We start from the raw sequence: 19,370 nt of genomic DNA, 5'->3' as shown, positions 1-19,370 counted from the left end.
TATGAGCAATGCGATGCGCACGCCCGCAGGGGCCATATCCGTGGAAAGATATCAGGGGGCCGTGGCCGAAGGACGCCTCAAGCGTCTGTGGAATGCCAATGCTCCCGGCTATCTCTTCCTGCTGCCATGGCTCGTCGGCTTTTTCGGGCTGACGCTCGGGCCGGCCCTGATTTCGCTCTACCTCTCCTTCACCGACTTCGACATGCTCCAGTCGCCGCGGTGGGTAGGAATGGCGAATTACGTGCGCATCGCCACGGCGGATCCGAAATTCTCGGCCGCCATGCACGTTACCCTGACCTACGTGGCCTTCTCGGTGCCGTTCAAACTGACCTTCGCCTTGCTGGTCGCCATGGCGCTGAACCGCGGCCTGCGTGGGCTGCCGATCTATCGCGCCATCTTCTATCTGCCGTCGCTGCTCGGCGGCAGCGTGGCGATCGCCGTGCTATGGCGGCAGCTTTTCGCCAGTGACGGCCTCGTCAATGCCGCGCTCTCGCATTTCGGCATCGAAGGTCCGAGCTGGATCTCGCATCCGAACTATTCGATTTATACGCTGGTGGCGCTGTCCGTCTGGCAGTTCGGCTCGCCGATGATCATTTTCCTGGCCGGCCTGCGCCAGATCCCGCAGGATATGTATGAGGCCGCAAGCCTCGACGGTGCCTCGAAATTCCGGCAATTCTACAAGATCACCCTGCCGCTGCTCACACCCGTCATCTTCTTTAACGCCGTGGTCCAGACGATCGACGCCTTCAAGGCCTTCACGCCGGCCTTCATCATATCGGGCGGCACCGGCGGGCCGATCAATTCGACGCTGTTTTACACGCTCTATCTCTATCAGGAAGCCTTCGGCAATTTCCGCATGGGCTATGCCTCCGCACTTGCCTGGATCCTGGTGCTGATCATCGCCGTTTTCACCGCTTTCTCCTTCCTGACCTCGCGTTACTGGGTGCACTACGATGACTGAGATGACCGCTTCCGTCACTGCGGCCAGGCCGCCATCCGATATCAACAAACGCAGTCTGCCGGCCTCGCTCGTCATCCACGCCTTGCTGATCGCCGCTTCGCTTCTCATGCTCTATCCGCTGCTGTGGATGGTTTCGGCATCGGTCCGGCCGGAAACCGAGATCTTTTCGTCGACCTCGCTCATCCCGTCGTCGATCGATTTCTCCTCCTATGCACGCGGCTGGGTCGGCCTCGACGTCAGCTTCGGCCGGTTCTTCTGGAATTCGCTCGTCATCTCGCTGCTGGTCGTGACGGGCAATGTCATCGCCTGTTCACTGACGGCCTTCGCCTTTGCGCGGCTGCGTTTTGCCGGCCGGAACTTCTGGTTCGCGATCATGCTCGGCACGCTGATGATCCCCTACCACGTGACGCTGATCCCGCAATATGTGCTCTTCCTCGACCTCGGCTGGGTGAACACCATCCTGCCGCTCGTCGTGCCGAAGTTCCTGGCAAGCGACGCCTTCTTCATCTTCCTCATGGTGCAGTTCTTCCGCGGCATCCCGCGCGAACTCGACGAGGCGGCGATGATGGACGGCTGCAGCGCCTGGCGCATCTACTGGAAGATCATGCTGCCGCTGTCGCTGCCGGTGCTGGCGACGGCCGCCATCTTCTCCTTCATCTGGACCTGGGACGATTTCTTCGGTCCGCTGATCTATCTGAACGACATGAATACCTACACGATCCAGCTCGGCCTGCGCACCTTCGTCGATTCCACCAGCGCATCGGATTGGGGCGGCCTGTTCGCCATGTCGACCCTGACGCTAGTGCCGGTGTTCTTCTTCTTCCTGTTCTTCCAGCGCCTGCTGATCGAGGGCATCGCCACGACGGGCATGAAGCGTTGATGGCGGCAATGGGAAAGAGTGACATGGACATCAAGACGGTCGCGATCGTCGGCTGCGGCATCGGCCGCTCGCATATCGTCGAGGGTTATCTGCCGCATTCCGACAAGTTCAAGGTCGTGGCGATCTGCGACCTGAACGAGCAGCGCCTGGCTTCCGTCGGCGACGAGTTCGGCATCGAGCGCCGCACCACCTCCTTTGCCGAACTCCTGGCCGACGACACGATCGACATCGTCGATATCTGCACCCCGCCCGGCATCCATCTCGAACAGGTGGTTGCAGCACTCGCTGCCGGTAAACATGTCGTCTGCGAAAAGCCGCTGACCGGCTCGCTTGCCGGTGTCGATACCATCATGGCAGCGGAAAAAGCGGCCCCGGGCGTGCTGATGCCGATCTTCCAATATCGCTATGGCGACGGTATCCAGAAGGCCAAGCGGATCATCGACGCCGGCATTGCCGGCAAGGCCTATACGGCGTCGGTCGAAACCTTCTGGCTGCGCAAGCCGGAATATTACGCCGTTCCCTGGCGCGGCAAATGGGCGACCGAACTCGGCGGTGTGCTCGTCACCCACGCGCTGCATCTGCACGACATGATGATGCATCTGCTGGGGCCGGCGGCAAGGGTCTTCGGCCGTGTCGCCACCCGCGTCAACGATATCGAAGTCGAGGATTGCGCCTCCGCCAGCCTGCTGATGGAAAACGGCGCCTTTGTCTCGCTGTCCTGCACGCTGGGATCGCAGGAACAATTGAGCCGGCTGAGGCTGCACTTCGAGAATGTCACCTTCGAAAGCAGCCACGAGCCCTATACTCCAGGCAAGGACCCCTGGAAGATCATCGCTGCCAATGACGACGTGCGCCAAAAGATCGACCGGGTGATTGCCGACTGGCAGCCGGTCGCGCCGCGTTTCACCACCCAGATGGGTCAGTTCCACGCCTTCCTCAGCGGCCAGGGGCCGCTGCCGGTAACGACGGTGGATGCCCGCCGGGCGCTGGAACTCGTGACCGCCATCTACCAGTCCTCCGACAGCGGCGCCGAAGTGCCGCTGCCGGTCGGCCCGGACAGCCCGAAATACGCCGACTGGCGCGCAAGAACGAAGTAACCGATTAAATAAAACGAGAGGGTTTTGAGAAGATGGCAACCAGTGTCGTTCTTCAGAAGGTCGAGAAGCGCTACGGCTCGCTGGATGTGATCCATGGCATCGACCTGACGATCGATCCCGGCGAATTCGTCGTTTTCGTCGGTCCCTCCGGCTGCGGAAAATCCACCCTTCTGCGCATGATCGCCGGTCTCGAGGAAATATCAGGCGGCGCGCTGCTGCTCGACAGCGAACGCATGAACGAGGTGGCGCCGGCCAAGCGCGGCATCGCCATGGTCTTCCAATCCTATGCGCTCTATCCGCATATGTCGGTCTACAAGAACCTCGCCTTCGGCCTGGAGACGGCCGGCTACAAGAAGGCCGAGATCCAGCCGAAGGTGAAACGCGCCGCCGAGATCCTGCAGATCGAGAAGCTCTTGGAGCGCAAGCCGAAGGCGCTCTCCGGCGGTCAGCGCCAGCGTGTCGCCATCGGCCGCGCCATCGTGCGCGAACCGCGCATCTTCCTGTTCGACGAGCCGCTGTCCAACCTCGATGCCGAACTGCGCGTGCAGATGCGCGTGGAGATCTCCCGCCTGCACCGCAGCCTCGGCAACACCATGATCTACGTCACCCATGACCAGGTCGAAGCCATGACGATGGCCGACAAGATCGTGGTGCTGAACTCCGGCCGCATCGAGCAGGTCGGCGCGCCGCTCGATCTCTACAACAACCCGGCCAACCGTTTCGTTGCCGGCTTCATCGGCAGCCCGAAGATGAATTTCTTGCGCGCCCGCATCGAGCAGGTCAGCGAGACCGGGACCAGCATCCATGTCTGCGGCAATTCCGTCCGCCTGCCGCGCCGGCTGCAAGGCGAGACCGGCCAGGAGGTCACCTTCGGTATCCGCCCCGAGCATCTGTCCCTGACCGGCGGCGCCATCACGCTTTCGACCGTCAACGTCGATCTCGTCGAAAATCTCGGCGGCGCCACCATGCTCTACACCACGACGCCGGATGGCCAGTTGCTCACCATCGCCCTCGACGGCCAGCAGAAGGTCGAGCGCGGCACCAACGTCACCACCTTCTTCGATCCGGCCCGCTGCCACGTCTTCGATGCCTCGGGCAAGACGATCTGACCGCTCCGCTTGACAGCCGATCTTCCTCTGCCCCATCATTTCGATGATGAGGCGGGGATGGGGATAGCATGACGCCTGAAGATAGGATTCATGCGCTCGGCATCTGGCAGGGCCGGATCGACATTTCGCCGATCTCAGGCGGCATCACCAATCGGAACTATCTGGTCAGCGATGCCGTGACGCGCTGTGTGGTGAGACTCGGCACCGATATCCCGATCCATCACATCAGCCGGCAGAACGAGCTTGCCGCAAGTTATGCCGCCCATGCAGCGGGCATATCGCCCGCCGTCATCCACCATTCGCCCGGCGTGCTGGTGCTCGACTATATCGAGGCGAGGGCGCTTTCGCCGGAAGATATCAGGGCGCCGGAAACGCTCGCCCGGGCCTTGTCCCTGGTGCGCGCCTGCCACCATGATATTGCCCGGCATTTCCGCGGCCAGGCGATGATCTTCTGGGTCTTCCACGTCATCCGCGATTACGCCGCCAGTCTGAAGGAGTCCGGCAGCCCCTATCTACCGCTGCTGCCGGCGCTGATCGCCAAGGCAGAAACGCTGGAACAAGCGTCAGGGCCGTTCGAGATCGCCTTCGGCCACAATGACTTGCTGGCCGCCAATTTTCTCGACGACGGCAAGCGGCTCTGGCTGATCGACTGGGATTATGCCGGCTTCAATACGCCGCTGTTCGATCTCGGCGGACTGGCCTCCAACAACGAGTTCTCCGAAGCGGCCGAGCGCGCCATGCTGGAGAGCTATTTCGACCGGTCGCTCACCGATGATCTCGGCCGCCGCTATAGCGCGATGAAATGCGCTTCGCTGCTGCGTGAGACGCTCTGGAGCATGATTTCGGAAATCCATTCTACCATCGATTTCGATTATGCCGCCTATACGGCGGAAAATCTGACGCGCTTCGAGCGCGCCTATCAAGCCTTTGAACAGGAACGATAAATGACGAGACAATTACCGAAGACGGCAAAAGCCGTGGTCATCGGCGGCGGCATCATCGGCTGCTCCACAGCCTATCATCTCGGCAAGCTCGGCTGGACCGATACCGTGCTGCTCGAGCGCAAGAAGCTGACCTCCGGCACCACCTTCCATGCCGCCGGCCTCGTCGGCCAGCTGCGCACCAGCGCCAACATCACCCAGTTGCTCGGTTACTCCGTCGATCTCTACAAGCGGCTGGAGGCGGAAACCGGTCTTGGCACCGGCTGGAAGATGAATGGCGGCCTGCGCCTTGCCTGCAACGAGGAACGCTGGACGGAGGTCAAACGCCAGGCGACCACGGCTCAATCCTTCGGCCTCGAAATGCAGTTGCTGACGCCGCAGGAGGCCTTCGATCTCTGGCCGCTGATGACGATTGACGATCTCGTCGGCGCCGCCTTCCTTCCCACCGACGGCCAGGCCAATCCCTCCGACATTACCCAGGCGCTGGCGAAAGGTGCCCGCATATCAGGCGTTTCGATCTTCGAGGATACCGAGGTCCTCGACCTCGAAATCGACAAGGGGAAGATTCGCGCTGTCATCACGGCAGAGGGGCGCATCGAATGCGAGCGCGTCGTCGTCTGCGCCGGTCAGTGGACGCGCGCCTTTGCCGCCCGCTTCGGCGTCAACGTGCCGCTGGTCTCCGTCGAGCATCAATACGTCATCACCGAATCCTTCGGTGTGCCCTCCAATTTGCCGACGCTGCGCGATCCCGACCGCCTGACCTATTACAAGGAAGAGGTCGGCGGCGTCGTCATGGGCGGCTACGAGCCGAACCCGATCGCCTGGGCGGAGAAAGGCATTCCTGAAGGTTTTCACTACACGCTGCTGGACAGCAATTTCGACCATTTCGAGCAGATCATGGAACAGGCGCTCGGCCGCGTTCCGGCGCTGGAAAATGTCGGCGTCAAGCAGCTCTTGAACGGCCCGGAAAGCTTCACGCCCGACGGTAATTTCATTCTCGGCGAGGCGCCGGAGCTGAAGAATTTCTTCGTCGGCGCAGGCTTCAACGCCTTCGGCATCGCGTCTGCCGGCGGCGCCGGCATGGCGCTGGCCGAATGGGTGACGAAGGGCGAGCCGCCCTATGATCTCTGGCCGGTCGATATCCGCCGTTTCGGCCGCCCGCATTTCGATACCGACTGGGTGCGCACCCGTACGCTGGAAGCCTATGGCAAACACTACACGCTGGCCTTCCCCTTCGAGGAATATGCGAGCGGCCGCCCCTGCCGAAAATCGCCGCTCTATGACCGGCTGAAGGCGCAGGGTGCCTGTTTCGGTGAAAAACTCGGCTGGGAGCGGCCGAACTGGTTTGCCGATCTCTTCGCCAATGAGGAGCCGAGGGATGTCTACAGCTACAAGAGACAGAACTGGTTCGAGGCGGTCGGCCGCGAGCACAAGGCAGTGCGCGAGGCGGCGGTCATCTTCGACCAGACCTCATTCGCCAAATTCGTGCTGAAGGGCAGGGATGCCGAGGCGGCTCTCTCCTGGATCGCTTCCAACGATGTCGCAAGACCCGTGGGATCGCTCATCTACACCCAGATGCTGAACGACAAGGGCGGCATCGAATGCGATCTGACGGTCGCCCGAATCGCCGAGGATGAATATTACATCATCACCGGCACCGGTTTCGCCACCCATGATTTCAACTGGATCGCACGCAATATTCCGGCGGAGATGCATGCCGAATTAGTCGACGTCACCTCAGCCTATTGCGTGTTGTCGCTGATGGGACCGAACTCCCGCGCCGTACTGGAAAAGGTGACCGGCAGCGACGTCTCGAATGCGGCCTTCCCCTTCGGCAAGGTCAGGACCATCGGCATATCGGGCTGCCCGGTGCGGGCCCTGCGCATCACCTATGTCGGAGAACTCGGCTACGAACTGCATATTCCGATCGAATATGCGAGCACGGTCTATGATCTGCTGATGGCATCAGGCGGCGAGCTCGGCCTCGTCAATGCCGGCTACCGCGCCATCGAAAGCTGCCGCCTGGAAAAGGGTTATCGCGCCTGGGGCTCCGATATCGGTCCCGACCATACGCCTGTTGAAGCCGGCCTCGGCTGGGCGGTGAAGATGCGCAAGAACATTCCCTTCCGCGGCTGCGAGGCGATCGAGCGGCAGCTTGCAGGCGGCGTGAAGAAGCGCCTCGCCTGCTTCGTTCCCGACGATCCCGATACCGTGCTGCTCGGCCGCGAAACGATCTATCGCGACGGCAAACGTGTCGGCTGGCTCTCGAGCGGCGGCTTCGGTTATACGCTGGGCAAGCCGATCGGTTACGGCTACGTCCGAAATCCCGACGGCGTGACGGAAGAGTTCGTGCTCTCCGGCGCCTATGAGCTTGATGTCGCGAGGGAACGCATTCCCTGCAAGGTGTCGCTGGCGCCGCTCTACGATCCCGACATGGTGCGGGTGAAGAGCTGATGACACAAAGTGACGCAAAGAGAAGGGCGTGCCGTATGGCACCCCCTCTGCCCTGCCGGGCATCTCCCCCACAAGGGTGGAGATCGGCAAGAGGCGATCGCTCGGTCCCTTTCCAGCAATCTACTGATCGCCAAGCAATGTTGTTTGGGGAGACCCTTGCGCCCAGCCGATCTCCCCACCTGTGGGGGAGATGCCCGGCAGGGCAGAGGGGGGTGCTACGCGGCACGCCCTCTCTTCTGCTGAAAAGACTTCAAGCTCTCAAAACAGCGGCAGCCGATCGTCCTGGATCAGGATCTCCAGCTTATCCGAAACATCCTGCGTCCAGGCCCGATGTCCCGTCAAAGCCGCCGGGAAAAGCCCCGGAAGGGTGAAGAGTGCTGCCGAAATCGCCGGGCCGGTGCGCGGGACGTCGGCAATCAGCGCGGCGATTTCCTGAGCGCGGGGATCGCGCAGCTCATAGCGTTCGCCATTGCCATGTTCGCCGATCGCATAACGCATCCAGGCCGCGACGGCGATCGCATAGGTTTCCGCCCGGTCGCCAAGCGCCAGCGCCTCGCATGCCGGCTCCAGCAGCCGCTGCGGCAGCTTTTGCGTGCCGTCCATGGCGATCTGATAGGTGCGGTGCGCGATCGCCTTATTTGCAAAGCGTGCTATCAATTCATTGGCGTATTCATCGAGATCGATGCCGGGCACCGCATCGAGCGTTCGCGCTGCCGCGTGCATGTGGCGGTAGGCAAGAGCGGCGAGGGCCGCATCGTCCATCACGTCGCGGATGAATTCATAGCCGCCGATATAACCGAGATAGGCGAGCAGCGAATGGGCGCCGTTCAGCATCCTGAGCTTCATCTTCTCGTAAGCCGAGACGTCCTCGACCATCAGCGCGCCGCGCACCTTGTCCCAGGCCGGCCGGCCATTGGCGAAATGGTCTTCGATGACCCATTGCGTAAAGGGCTCCGTCTCGATCGCCGCCATGTCGGTGCGGCCGGTCAGCCGCGCGGCATCGGCATAGGTCGCTTCGGTGCTGGCGGGCGTGATCCGGTCGACCATCGTCGACGGGAAGGGAACATTCGCTTCGATCCAGCCATGCAGATCGGCATCGATGCGGGAAGTGAATTCGAGCACGAGACGCTTCAGAACCGCGCCGTTGCTCGGCAGGTTGTCGCAGCTCAGCGGCGTAAAGGGCGCGACACCCTTCTGCCGGCGGCGCGCAAGGCCTTCGACGATATAGCCGATGACGCCGCGCGGCGCATGCCGGTTGGCGAGGTCGGCGACAATATCAGGATGTTTGAGGTCGAGGCCGCCCGTCGCCGGATCGAAACCATAGGCCTTTTCGGTCACCGTCATGCTGACGATGCGGATAGCAGGGTCTTCGAGCCGCGCCAGCAGGCCGACCGGGTCGCGCGGCGCCACATGCGCCTTCAGGATCGAGCCGATGACCTCGGCCGTCGTGCCCGCGCTATCGCGGATCAGCACTGTATAGAGCCCGTTCTGGGCGGAGAGATTATCGGCGACATCGGGCGTGCGCAGGCTTGCCACCTCGATGCCCCAGTCGCCGCCTGCGGCTGCGAGCGCGCCATCCGTGAAAGGGGCGAAATGGGCCCGGAAGAAGGCGCCGGGGCCGAGATGCAGGATGCCGGCGTTCAGTGCATTCCTGTCATAGGCGGGAAGCTTCGCCGTCGGGGCGAGGCCGGAAAGGGTCTGCAGTCGTTCGGTCACAGCTTATAGGCCTTCTTCGCATTGCCATAGGAGAGTTCGCCCGCCACGATCTCGGCTTCCCTCTTGGAAATCCGGTGCTCGGCAGCGAGCCCAGCGAGGAAGCGGCAGACTTCGCGGCGCCAGACGTCATGGCGCGCCGGGATCGAAAGCAGCGCCCGCGTATCGTCGTTGAAGCCCGCCATCTTGGCGAAGCCCGCCGTTTCCACCACCTGGTCGAGATAGCGGCGAATACCGAGCGGGCTGTCGTGGAACCACCAGGGCGGGCCGATCATCAGGCAGGGCCAATGGCCGGCCATCGGCGCCAGTTCCCGGGCATAGGTCGTCTCGTCGAGCGTGAACAGCAGCACCCGCAGCCCCGGCGCATGGCCGTATTTTGAAAGCAGCGCATTCAGGCCGCCGACCCAGTCCGTGCGCGTCGGGATATCGGCGCCCATATTCGGGCCGCGCGTCGCAAAGAGCCCGCTGTCGGTATTGCGTCGCGAGCCGGCATGGATCTGCATCACCATGCCGTCTTCGGCCGAAAGCCCGGCCATCTCGGTCATCATCTGGCCGCGGAAAAGCTCCGCATCGGCAGCCGAAAGCGGCCCGTTCAGCGCCCTGTCGAGCAGCGCCTGTTTTTCCGCAAGCGGCAGATCTGCGGTAAAGGCTGTGGGCACACCGTGATCGGTCGCGGTGGCGCCGAACTGGCGGAAATAGGCGCGCCGGCGCCGATGCGCCTCGATCAGCCCGTCCCAGCGCGTGACGTCGGCGCCGGTGATCTCTCCCAATTTGACGAGATTGTCGCGGAAGCCGACGGCGTCCGGATCGGTGACGCTATCCGGCCGGTAGGTGGTGCGCACCTTGCCGATCCAGCCGTCGGCCGCCATCTTCTGGTGATGGACAAGCGGGTCGAGCGCGCCTTCGGTCGTCGCGATCGTTTCGATGCCGAATCGCTGATGCAGCGCCCGCGGCCGGAATTCGGGAAGGGCGAGCTGAGCGTTGATATGGTCGTAGAGCGCATCGGCATTGTCTGTTGTCAGCGGCTCGGTGCAGCCGAGCACGGCCGACATCGCGTGATCGACCCAGAGGCTCGAAGGCGTGCCGCGGAAGAGATGGTAATGCGCGGCAAAGGTCCGCCAGATCGCGCGCCCCGTTGCCACCGGCTTGCCGTCCAGCCTGGGAACGCCGAGTTCGTCCAGCGTCACGCCGACGCTGTGCAGCATCCGGAAGAGGTAGTGATCGGGAATGACCAGCAGCGAGGCCGCATCTTCGAAGGGTTTGTCGTCGGCAAACCAGGAGGGTTCGGTATGCCCGTGCGGGCTGACGATCGGAAGATTGCGCACCGTCTCGTAGAGGTCTCGCGCGATCGTCCGCGTTGCCGGATCGGCCGGAAAGAGCCGGTCCGGATGAAGAAAGCCGTTGCCTGCATCCATCAGTATTCCTCCCTGATGGATAAGGGCCTACCCCACAACATCAGGCACGGCAAGGTCTTTCAGTAACCAAACGGTTCCGTTTTGCGCGCGGGCCTGCCTGCCCTCGAAAGCATTGACGCGGTGGCCTATTTCCGCTTTGGGAGAACCATCTGTTCTGCCGGTTTCGGCAAAGGAGGATCGATGTCCGACGAGACCAACCGCATCACCCGGCTGGAGGAAACGCTGGCCCACCAGGCAAAGACAATCGAGGAGCTTTCCGATCAGCTTGCCGAACAATGGAAGATCGTCGAGCAGATGCGCACCAAGCTCGACCGGCTGACCGAACGCTTCCTGTCGCTAGAGGAGCAGTCGCTGGAAGCTCCGGCAATTACCCGCCCGCCGCATTATTGACGGCACGCGGCATTCGGCCGCGTGCCCGGTTCGGTACGACAGCGGATCAGACGCCGCCGATGCAGAGATATTTCAGTTCCAGATAATCGTCGGCGCCGTGGCGCGAGCCCTCGCGGCCGAGGCCGGATTGCTTGATGCCGCCGAAGGGCGCCGTCTCCGACGACATCAGTCCGGTATTGATGCCGATCATGCCGTATTCCAGCGCTTCCGCCACCCGCCAGACCTTCTTCAGGTCGCCGGCAAAGAAATAGGCGGCGAGCCCGAATTCCGTGTCGTTGGCCTGAGCGATGACGTCCTCGGCCGTCTCGAAACGGAAGAGCGGCGCCACCGGCCCGAAGGTTTCCTCGCGCGCAACCGTCATGCTGCGGGTCACGCCGGTCAGCACCGTCGGGGCAAAGAAGGTGCCGGCGCCGTCGATGCGTTTGCCGCCGGTCAGCACTTTGGCGCCCTTGGCAAGCGCGTCGCCGACATGGTCTTCCACCTTGGCAAGGCCCTGCTCGTCGATCAGCGGCCCGATCTCGACACCCGCCGTGAAGCCGTCGCCGACCGACATTGCGGCGACCCTGGCGGCAAGCTTGGCCGCGAAGGCGTCATAGACGCTCGACTGGATGTAGAGGCGGTTGGCGCAAACGCAGGTCTGGCCGGCATTGCGGTATTTGGAGGCGATCGCACCCTCGACGGCGGCGTCGAGATCGGCATCGTCGAAGACAATGAACGGCGCGTTGCCGCCGAGTTCCAGGCTGACCTTCTTGATCTGGTCGGCGCATTGCCGCATCAGGATGCGGCCGACTTCGGTCGAGCCGGTGAAGCTGATCTTTCGCACCTTTTCATTGCCGCAAAGCTCGCGGCCGATCGCCGGGCCGTCGATGCCGACGATGATGTTGAAGACGCCTGCGGGAATGCCGGCCTGTTCGGCGAGCACGGCAAGGGCGATCGCCGTCAGCGGCGTCTGTTCGGCGGGCTTCGACACGACGGTACAGCCGACGGCAAGCGCCGGGGCTATCTTGCGGGCAATCATTGCCGCCGGGAAATTCCACGGCGTGATCGTGCCGACGACGCCGACCGGCTGCTTGATGACGATCATGCGTTTATCGTTGGAAGGTGCGGGGATCGTCTCGCCGTAAATGCGCTTGGCCTCTTCCGCATACCATTCGATATAGGCTGCGGCATAAAGGATTTCGCCGCGCGCTTCTGCGAACGGCTTGCCCATTTCGGCCGTCAGGATCGCCGCGAGTTCGTCGGCATTGGCGACCATCAGGTCGAACCATTTGCGCAGGATGACGCTGCGCTCCTTGGCCGGGCGGGCAGCCCAGGCCGGCTGGGCGGCATGGGCCGCATCGATCGCGCTCCGCGTCTCGGCAGCGCCCATGTCGGGCAGCGAGGCGAGCAGTTCTCCCGTTGCCGGGTTGAGCACGTCGAAAGTCCCGGCGGCATTGCCTGAGGTCCAGGCGCCGTTGATGTAGCCGGCGTCGCGCAGCAAGGGAGAAGAGAAGGGCACGTGTTTCGTCAGTGCTGTGGTGAAAGCCATGTCATATCCTCATTGGGAATGCGGCTGCCGGTGCCGGCAGCCGTGGATGCGGTTTCGATGCGGTCACTTGCCCGCGCTTGCCTCCAGCATCGAGGCCTCGAGAATGTCGAGCGCCTCGCCGAGCACCTCGTCCTGAATGGTGATCGGTGCGAGGAAGCGGATGACGTTGCCGTGCACGCCGCAGGTGAGCAGGATCAGGCCCTTGTCGAGCGCGATCAGCCGCACCCGGTTGGCGAAGTCGGCGCTCGGCAATCCCGTCTTCCGGTCGTTGAATTCGACGGCGTTCATGAAGCCCGGGCCGCGGATATCGACGATCTCCGGCACCGCCTCGCGCAACGATTCCAGCCGCTGCTTCAACCGCCCGCCGAGCTGATTGGCGCGGTTGCAGAGATCCTCGTCCTTGATGACGTCGAGGACGGCATGGGCGGCGGCGATCCCGAGCGGATTGCCACCATAGGTTCCGCCGAGGCCGCCCGGTCCCGGCGCGTCCATGATGTCGGCGCGGCCGGTGACGGCGGCGAGCGGGAAACCGCCGGCAAGGCTTTTCGCCATCGTCGTGAGATCCGCCGCCACCTCGTGATGATCCATCGCGAACATTTTGCCGGTGCGGGCAAAACCGGTCTGCACCTCGTCGGCGATCAACAGGATGCCGTGCTGGTCGCAGAGTTCACGCAGCGCCTTCATGAAGGCGGCCGGCGCGGCGTAAAAGCCGCCTTCGCCCTGCACCGGCTCGAGGATGATGGCTGCGACGCGCTGCGGATCGACATCGGCGGCGAAGAGCTTCTTCAGCGCTGCAAGCGACTGATCGGCGGTGACGCCGTGCAGTTCGACCGGGAAGGGAACATGGAAGACATCGCCCGGCATCGCGCCGAAGCCGACCTTGTAGGGCACGACCTTGCCGGTCAGCGCCATGCCCATGAAGGTACGGCCATGGAAGCCGCCGCCGAAGGCGATGACGGCCGAGCGGCCGGTCGCGGCCCGCGCGATTTTCACGGCATTTTCGACTGCTTCGGCCCCCGTCGTGACGAAGATCGTCTTCTTCGCGAAATCACCGGGCAGCAGTGCGTTCAGCCGTTCGGCAAGGCTGACGTAGTTTTCATAGGGCACCACCTGATGGCAGGTATGGGTGAAATGATCGAGCTGCTCCTTGACAGCCGCGATCACCCGGGGATGGCGGTGGCCGGTGTTGAGAACGGCGATGCCGGCGGCGAAGTCGATATAGCGGCGGCCCTCCTTGTCCCAGATCTCGGCATTCTCTGCGCGATCGGCATAAATCTGGGTCGTCATTCCGACACCGCGGGAAATCGCGGCGTTCTTCCGGTCGGTAAGATTTGTCGTGGTCATCGATCCGCTCCTGCGTTGACGGGCTTGAGAATTATCTTGCATAAATTCTGCAAGGCATTTACAAAACTCCTACATTTTTCCTGCAAGAAAACAAGCGGGATTTTTTGCTTCAAACATCACGGGTTTTGATGAATGCTCGCGGGCGTTGGAATCGGGGATATTTTCAGATGAACGAGAACGGGCCGGTACGCTACAAGGTGGCGGAAGCCGCACGGCTGGCCGGCGTTTCGGCCTCGACGCTGCGGCTCTGGGAAAGCCAGGGTCTGCTCGTTCCCGGCCGTTCGCAAACCGGTCATCGGCAATACAGCGCCGATGATGTGGCGCGGCTGAAACGCATCTCCTGGTATCGGGTCGAGCGTGGTCTCAATCCCGCAGCCATCCGCGAAGCGCTGGAAGGCGAGGAGCCATCGGCCGATGGCGCCGAGGCAGGCCAGGGCACCGGCCTCGGCCGCAAGCTGCGCAGCCTGCGCCATGCGAGCGGCAAGACGCTGGATCAGGTGGCCGGCGATATCGGCATCACCGCTTCGACGCTCTCGACGCTGGAGCGCACCTCACAGGGCGTCAGCTTCAAGACGCTGCACGATCTTGCCGAATATTACGGCACCACCGTCTCCCGCCTCTCCGGTGAGGAAAGCGATGAGGTGCCGGCGCTGGTGCGCGCCGGGGAGTGGCGCAGCTGGCCGGAAACGACGCCCGGCGTTGCGGTGCAGCTTCTCGCCGAAGGCCGCAGGATGATGGATTGCCATCGTTTCGTGCTGGCGCCGGGTGCTGCCAGCGAGGGCGCCTATCGCCACGATGGCGAGGAATTCATGCATGTTCTTTCCGGCCGGCTGGAACTGGTGCTCGACAGCGATCAGTTCTTCGATCTCGGCCCGGGTGATTCACTCTATTTCGAGAGCCGCCGCTACCATTCCTGGCGCAATCGCCACGATGGCGAAACCGTGCTTTTATGGGTCAATACGCCGCCGACATTCTGACGGCTCGCATCGGCCCGAAAATCGGAATCGATTTTCGGAGAGCACGATGCGGAGATTGAAAGAGGTAGAGCGTCCGTTGTACGTCCGAGAGGACGCACGGCGCTCTAGCAGCAGGAAGCGGTTTCGCATTTTGCGCCTTTGCGCTATAGCGCCAGTGGAGAGTATCCGAACGAAAGACAGTCCGATGGCCGCCACCATACGTTATCACGAAGGCGATATTTCCGCGGCCGATGCCGCCCGCTATACCGGCGCGATTGCCATCGACACCGAAACCCTCGGCCTGGTGCCGCGCCGGGATCGTCTCTGCGTCGTCCAGCTTTCACCGGGTGACGGCACCGCCGACGTCATTCGCATCGCCGCCGGCCAGAAAGAGGCCGCCAATCTCGTTGCCCTGCTCGAAGATCCGACCCACCAGAAGATCTTTCATTACGGCCGCTTCGATATTGCCGTGCTCTTCCATACTTTCGGCGTCACCACGACCCCGGTCTTCTGCACCAAGATCGCTTCGCGCCTTTGCCGGACCTATACGGATCGCCACGGTCTCAAGGACAATCTTAAGGAGATGCTCGACGTCGACATCTCCAAGACGCAGCAATCCTCCGACTGGGCGGCCGAGCCGCTGTCTCCGGCCCAGCTCGAATATGCCGCCTCCGATGTGCTGTATCTGCACGCGCTTCGCGACAAGCTGACGGCACGGCTGATCCGCGATGGCCGGTTCGACCATGCGACAGCCTGCTTCGCATTCCTGCCAACCCGCGCCAAGCTCGACCTGCTCGGCTGGGAAGAGGCCGATATCTTCGCTCACAGCTGATCAAATCGCCTGCGACATGCAGGAAATCCGGGACCGTGGACAGGCCCGTTCGCGGCCGTTAGCGATTCGTTAACGCCTCTTTCCTAAAATTCCTCTTAATATTTATGCATTCGATGACGCTGGAATTGCGTCATGCGGGCGGGAGGATCTGCTGGATGCAAGGGGGCCGGATGAGCGCGGTCCTTTTATAGAGCCTGCTTTCATCGTCACTTTACGAAAGGAGCATGCCATGTTGACTCCCGTTCGTGCAGCGTCCAATGCGAGCTTTTCGTCTCAAGGCCAGACTGCGGCGATCGTCGCCGGCAGCATCGACCGTTCCGTCATTGCTCCCGCGCCCGTTATCCCAGTCGAAGCTGCCGACCTGAATTCCGCCATTGCCGGCAAGCTGAATATCCTGCTCCTTGCGGCGCGCGAGCGCATGGTCGAGGCCCTTTTCGACGTCATCGAAGCGGCAGGCCGGTCGATCTCGCTGGATCGCGGCGAGGACGAGACCAATCTTGCTTTCGCCTCCCGGCTCGCCGACGCCATCCGGGGGCTGCCGGCCGCCAGGATCGACGAGATCGAGCGCCAGCTCACCGGAGAAGGCCATAGCCTGCCGCTGCGGATGATCGCCGAAGCTCTGAAAAACCCGGCAGGCCCGCAAGCGGCGCGTGTCGTCGCCTATCTGGAAATCGTCCGCTACAAGGATCGCGATCTCGCCGCCCGCGCCGTCGTGCGTTCCTATGGCCAGAACGACGCTTCGCCGATGCGCACCGAGGCCCGCCCCGAGATAGAGCTGCATGAGGGCAGCCTGCCTGCCACTATCCGCCAATCGGCAGAAAAGCCACCCCTGCCCGCCGATGCGCCGGTCGAGGTTGACGTGTTTGCGACCGCCGAGGAAGCGGTCATCGCCGAAGCAGCGGAAGCCGCCGATCCGGAAGCGCCGCAGCTTGAAAAGCGGGCTCAGTCCGCTTCGGCAACGGCAAGGGAGGTCGTCTCCGAGAGATCCGCGCCGCAGGAGATCGAGGCCAGCCAATCCCTGCCGGCGGAGACAGCCGCAGCCGACGATCTGGTGCAGACGGCGGAGCCGCCTGCCACCCAGCCGCACGCGACGTCGGAAAGGGCCGATCCCGTCATTCCGAGGAACTGGACGGGCATTGTCGCCTCGATGACCGAAGAGGCCTCCGAGATGATCGCCACCATCATCCGCGAGCAGGACGTCGAAACCCTGCTGGAGGATGGTTCCGTCGAAGCGGCGGTGGAGATCGATACGATCCTCGATGAAGCCGTCATCAGCGACGCGGCCGAGACCTTGACCCGGCAGCCGGCGGAATTGGCAGTGACGGATGCTCGCCAGTCGGCCGCTCCCCACCCGTCGCAGATGGATACAGAGATCGCGGCTCCGGCTGCCCGGCAACCGAAGGACATCTCGGCGCAGCCGCCAATGATGCCGATCCCTGAGACGGCCGAGCCTGTCTATATCCCGCTCGCAGCTCGGATGCCGGACGGCTTTGCCTATAGTCAGCTGCCTTATCAGTTCGCCAAGGATACGCCGCCGAACGAGACGGCAGGCGAAACGAGCCACCAGCATCATCATGGCGGTGCCCCCCAGGATCAGCAGCAGGAGGATCAGCAGCAGGATGAGCAGCAGGCTCAGTCCGGTGGCGAGGATGCCGACTCGAATGCCGAATCAGCCAATGCGGCGCCCGAACGCAGGGCGCCGAGAATGATCGATACCGAGCCGACGCCGCATCAGCCGGGCGCGCCCGCCGATCCTGTCTATGCGCTCTATCAGCGGATGGTCGGCTGGGAATAGTCGAGGTAGGCCTTAAAACTTTTCACCGCATGAAAATGAAAAACCCGCCGGATCGCTCCGGCGGGTTTTTCAATTCAGAAGCGGATGCGAGGCTTATTCGCCGCCGCGGTTCTTCAGGGCTGCGCCCAGGATGTCGCCGAGCGAAGCACCCGAGTCGGACGAACCGAACTGAGCAACGGCTTCCTTCTCTTCCGCAATCTCCAGAGCCTTGATGGACAGCATGATCTTGCGGTCCTTCTTGGAGAAGTTGGTGACGCGGGCGTCGAACACCTGGCCGACCGAGAAACGCTCGGGGCGCTGCTCGTCGCGGTCGCGGGCGAGGTCGGCGCGACGGATGAAGGAAGTGATGTCTTCGTGGTTGACGAGCTTCACTTCGACACCGCCGTCGTTGACCGCGATGACTTCGCAGGAAACGACTGCATTCTTGCGCAGGTCGCCGGAAGCGGCAGCATCGCCGACCGCATCCTTGCCGAGCTGCTTGATGCCGAGCGAGATGCGTTCCTTCTCGACATCGACGTCGAGAACGACGGCCTTGACGACGTCACCCTTGTTGAACTCCTCGATGACCTGTTCGCCCGGACGGTTCCAGTCGAGGTCGGAGAGGTGAACCATGCCGTCGACATCGCCATCGAGGCCGATGAACAGACCGAATTCGGTCTTGTTCTTGACTTCGCCTTCGACTTCAGTGCCGGCCGGATGGCTGCGGGCGAATGCTGCCCACGGGTTTTCCAGCGTCTGCTTGAGGCCGAGCGAAATACGGCGCTTGGACGGATCGACTTCGAGAACGACGACTTCGACTTCCTGGCTCGTGGACAGGATCTTGCCGGGGTGAACGTTCTTCTTGGTCCAGGACATTTCCGAGATGTGGATCAGGCCTTCGATGCCCGGCTCCAGTTCGACGAACGCACCGTAGTCGGTAATGTTCGTGACGGTACCGGAGATCTTCTTGCCTTCCGGATACTTGGCCTGGATGCCATCCCAAGGATCGCTCTCGAGCTGCTTCATGCCGAGCGAGATACGGTGGGTTTCCTGGTTGATGCGGATGATCTGAACCTTGACCTGCTGGCCGATGTTCAGGATTTCCGACGGATGGTTCACACGGCGCCATGCCATGTCGGTGACGTGCAGCAGGCCGTCGATGCCGCCGAGGTCGACGAACGCACCGTAATCGGTGATGTTCTTGACGACGCCGTCGACAACCTGGCCTTCTTCGAGGTTCTGAACGATTTCAGAACGCTGCTCGGCACGGGATTCTTCCAGAACCGTACGGCGCGACACCACGATGTTGCCGCGGCGCTTGTCCATCTTGAGGATTTCGAAGGGCTGCGGGTTGTGCATCAGCGGCGTGACGTCGCGGATCGGGCGGATGTCGACCTGCGAACGCGGCAGGAAGGCGATCGCACCGTCGAGGTCGACCGTGAAGCCGCCCTTGACCTGGTTGAAGATCACGCCTTCGACGCGCTCGCCGGCTTCGAACTTGGCTTCGAGCTTGATCCAGCTTTCTTCGCGGCGAGCCTTTTCGCGCGACAGAACGGCTTCGCCAAGCGCGTTTTCGATGCGCTCGACATAGACTTCGACTTCGTCGCCGACCTTCAGCGAACCGTCCTTGGCGCGTGCGCCGAATTCCTTGAGGGCGATGCGGCCTTCAACCTTGAGGCCGACGTCGACAACGGCGACGTCCTTCTCGATGCCCGTGACGATGCCCTTGGTGACATAGCCTTCGGCCAGGTCGTTCTTGGCAAAGGACTCTTCGAGAAGAGCCGCGAAATCCTCGCGGGAGGGAGTAGCTACTGACATAAAATCTCCTGCGTGTCCTGGTAGGGAAGCAGACACGTATGCGCCGGTTGGTTTGCGTTGAACGGGCCTGAACCCAGTCCGCCCTCTTTCACGAAGGCAATCCGGCGCTTGGACGGAATTTCAGGCTTGCTGTATTAAAAAAGCGATCCATGCTCGAA

The 19,370-nt window shown here is 62.6% G+C and carries 15 protein-coding genes; 10 read left to right on the top strand and 5 right to left on the bottom strand.

Annotated features, from left to right (window positions below):
• The first annotated feature begins 1 nt into the window (after position 1).
• The 6 genes from GGD57_RS09700 to GGD57_RS09675 all read left to right on the top strand — a co-directional run bounded on the left by GGD57_RS09700 (position 2) and on the right by GGD57_RS09675 (position 7,442).
• The gene (locus tag GGD57_RS09700) at positions 2-961 is read left to right on the top strand and encodes a carbohydrate ABC transporter permease (RefSeq protein ID WP_184469113.1); all 960 of its coding nucleotides are present in this window, start codon (positions 2-4) and stop codon (positions 959-961) included.
• Positions 954-1,841, top strand: a complete 888-nt coding sequence (locus tag GGD57_RS09695) for a carbohydrate ABC transporter permease (RefSeq protein ID WP_432443337.1) — start codon at positions 954-956, stop codon at positions 1,839-1,841. Before GGD57_RS09700 ends, GGD57_RS09695 begins: the two co-directional genes overlap by 8 nt.
• On the top strand, positions 1,841-2,938 hold the full coding sequence (locus tag GGD57_RS09690) for a Gfo/Idh/MocA family protein (RefSeq protein ID WP_184469111.1): 1,098 nt from the start codon (positions 1,841-1,843) through the stop codon (positions 2,936-2,938). Before GGD57_RS09695 ends, GGD57_RS09690 begins: the two co-directional genes overlap by 1 nt.
• Before the next feature lie 32 nt (positions 2,939-2,970).
• Entirely contained in the window at positions 2,971-4,047 is a 1,077-nt protein-coding gene (locus tag GGD57_RS09685) for an ABC transporter ATP-binding protein (RefSeq protein WP_184469109.1), read from the top strand.
• Positions 4,048-4,115: 68 nt separating this feature from the next.
• Positions 4,116-4,991: a choline kinase family protein gene (locus GGD57_RS09680; RefSeq protein WP_184469106.1), complete on the top strand. Its 876-nt coding sequence runs from the start codon at positions 4,116-4,118 to the stop codon at positions 4,989-4,991.
• Positions 4,992-7,442: a GcvT family protein gene (locus GGD57_RS09675; RefSeq protein WP_184469104.1), complete on the top strand. Its 2,451-nt coding sequence runs from the start codon at positions 4,992-4,994 to the stop codon at positions 7,440-7,442.
• Between the two features lie 258 nt (positions 7,443-7,700).
• On the opposite strand, the gene GGD57_RS09670 is transcribed toward GGD57_RS09675, so the two are convergent.
• Together GGD57_RS09670 and uxaC are read right to left on the bottom strand one after the other, a co-directional pair.
• Positions 7,701-9,158, bottom strand: coding sequence for a mannitol dehydrogenase family protein (locus tag GGD57_RS09670; protein ID WP_184469102.1), 1,458 nt, complete (start codon positions 9,156-9,158; stop codon positions 7,701-7,703).
• Positions 9,155-10,570, bottom strand: a complete 1,416-nt coding sequence (gene uxaC, locus GGD57_RS09665) for a glucuronate isomerase (RefSeq protein ID WP_184469100.1) — start codon at positions 10,568-10,570, stop codon at positions 9,155-9,157. The genes GGD57_RS09670 and uxaC overlap by 4 nt, the downstream gene beginning before the upstream one ends.
• A gap of 180 nt (positions 10,571-10,750) precedes the next feature.
• On the opposite strand from uxaC, the gene GGD57_RS09660 reads away from it, so the two are divergent.
• Complete coding sequence (locus GGD57_RS09660; RefSeq protein WP_184469098.1) at positions 10,751-10,960, top strand: SlyX family protein; 210 nt, start codon at positions 10,751-10,753, stop codon at positions 10,958-10,960.
• A gap of 46 nt (positions 10,961-11,006) precedes the next feature.
• Here the strand turns inward: GGD57_RS09660 and GGD57_RS09655 are convergent, their stop codons facing one another.
• Both GGD57_RS09655 and GGD57_RS09650 read right to left on the bottom strand, forming a co-directional pair.
• The gene (locus GGD57_RS09655; protein ID WP_184469096.1) at positions 11,007-12,488 is read right to left on the bottom strand and encodes an NAD-dependent succinate-semialdehyde dehydrogenase; all 1,482 of its coding nucleotides are present in this window, start codon (positions 12,486-12,488) and stop codon (positions 11,007-11,009) included.
• A gap of 63 nt (positions 12,489-12,551) precedes the next feature.
• Positions 12,552-13,832 carry a 4-aminobutyrate--2-oxoglutarate transaminase gene (locus tag GGD57_RS09650; RefSeq protein WP_184469094.1) on the bottom strand — a complete coding sequence of 427 codons (1,281 nt, stop codon included), beginning with the start codon at positions 13,830-13,832 and terminating at the stop codon, positions 12,552-12,554.
• A 167-nt stretch (positions 13,833-13,999) separates the two neighbouring features.
• Here GGD57_RS09650 and GGD57_RS09645 point away from each other — a divergent pair, with 167 nt between their 5' ends.
• From GGD57_RS09645 to GGD57_RS09635, 3 genes are all read left to right on the top strand, one after another.
• Positions 14,000-14,809, top strand: coding sequence for a MerR family transcriptional regulator (locus GGD57_RS09645; RefSeq protein WP_184469092.1), 810 nt, complete (start codon positions 14,000-14,002; stop codon positions 14,807-14,809).
• Between the two features lie 184 nt (positions 14,810-14,993).
• Positions 14,994-15,620, top strand: a complete 627-nt coding sequence (locus tag GGD57_RS09640) for a ribonuclease D (RefSeq protein WP_184469089.1) — start codon at positions 14,994-14,996, stop codon at positions 15,618-15,620.
• 229 nt (positions 15,621-15,849) lie between these two features.
• Positions 15,850-17,415, top strand: a complete 1,566-nt coding sequence (locus GGD57_RS09635) for a hypothetical protein (RefSeq protein WP_184469087.1) — start codon at positions 15,850-15,852, stop codon at positions 17,413-17,415.
• A gap of 93 nt (positions 17,416-17,508) precedes the next feature.
• On the opposite strand, the gene rpsA is transcribed toward GGD57_RS09635, so the two are convergent.
• Positions 17,509-19,212, bottom strand: a complete 1,704-nt coding sequence (gene rpsA, locus GGD57_RS09630) for a 30S ribosomal protein S1 (RefSeq protein WP_064681614.1) — start codon at positions 19,210-19,212, stop codon at positions 17,509-17,511.
• Between the last annotated feature and the right edge of the window lie 158 nt (positions 19,213-19,370).

The organism is Rhizobium esperanzae (assembly GCF_014197615.1).
Lineage (GTDB): Bacteria > Pseudomonadota > Alphaproteobacteria > Rhizobiales > Rhizobiaceae > Rhizobium > Rhizobium esperanzae_A.
This window is presented reverse-complemented; position numbering and strand designations above follow the sequence as displayed.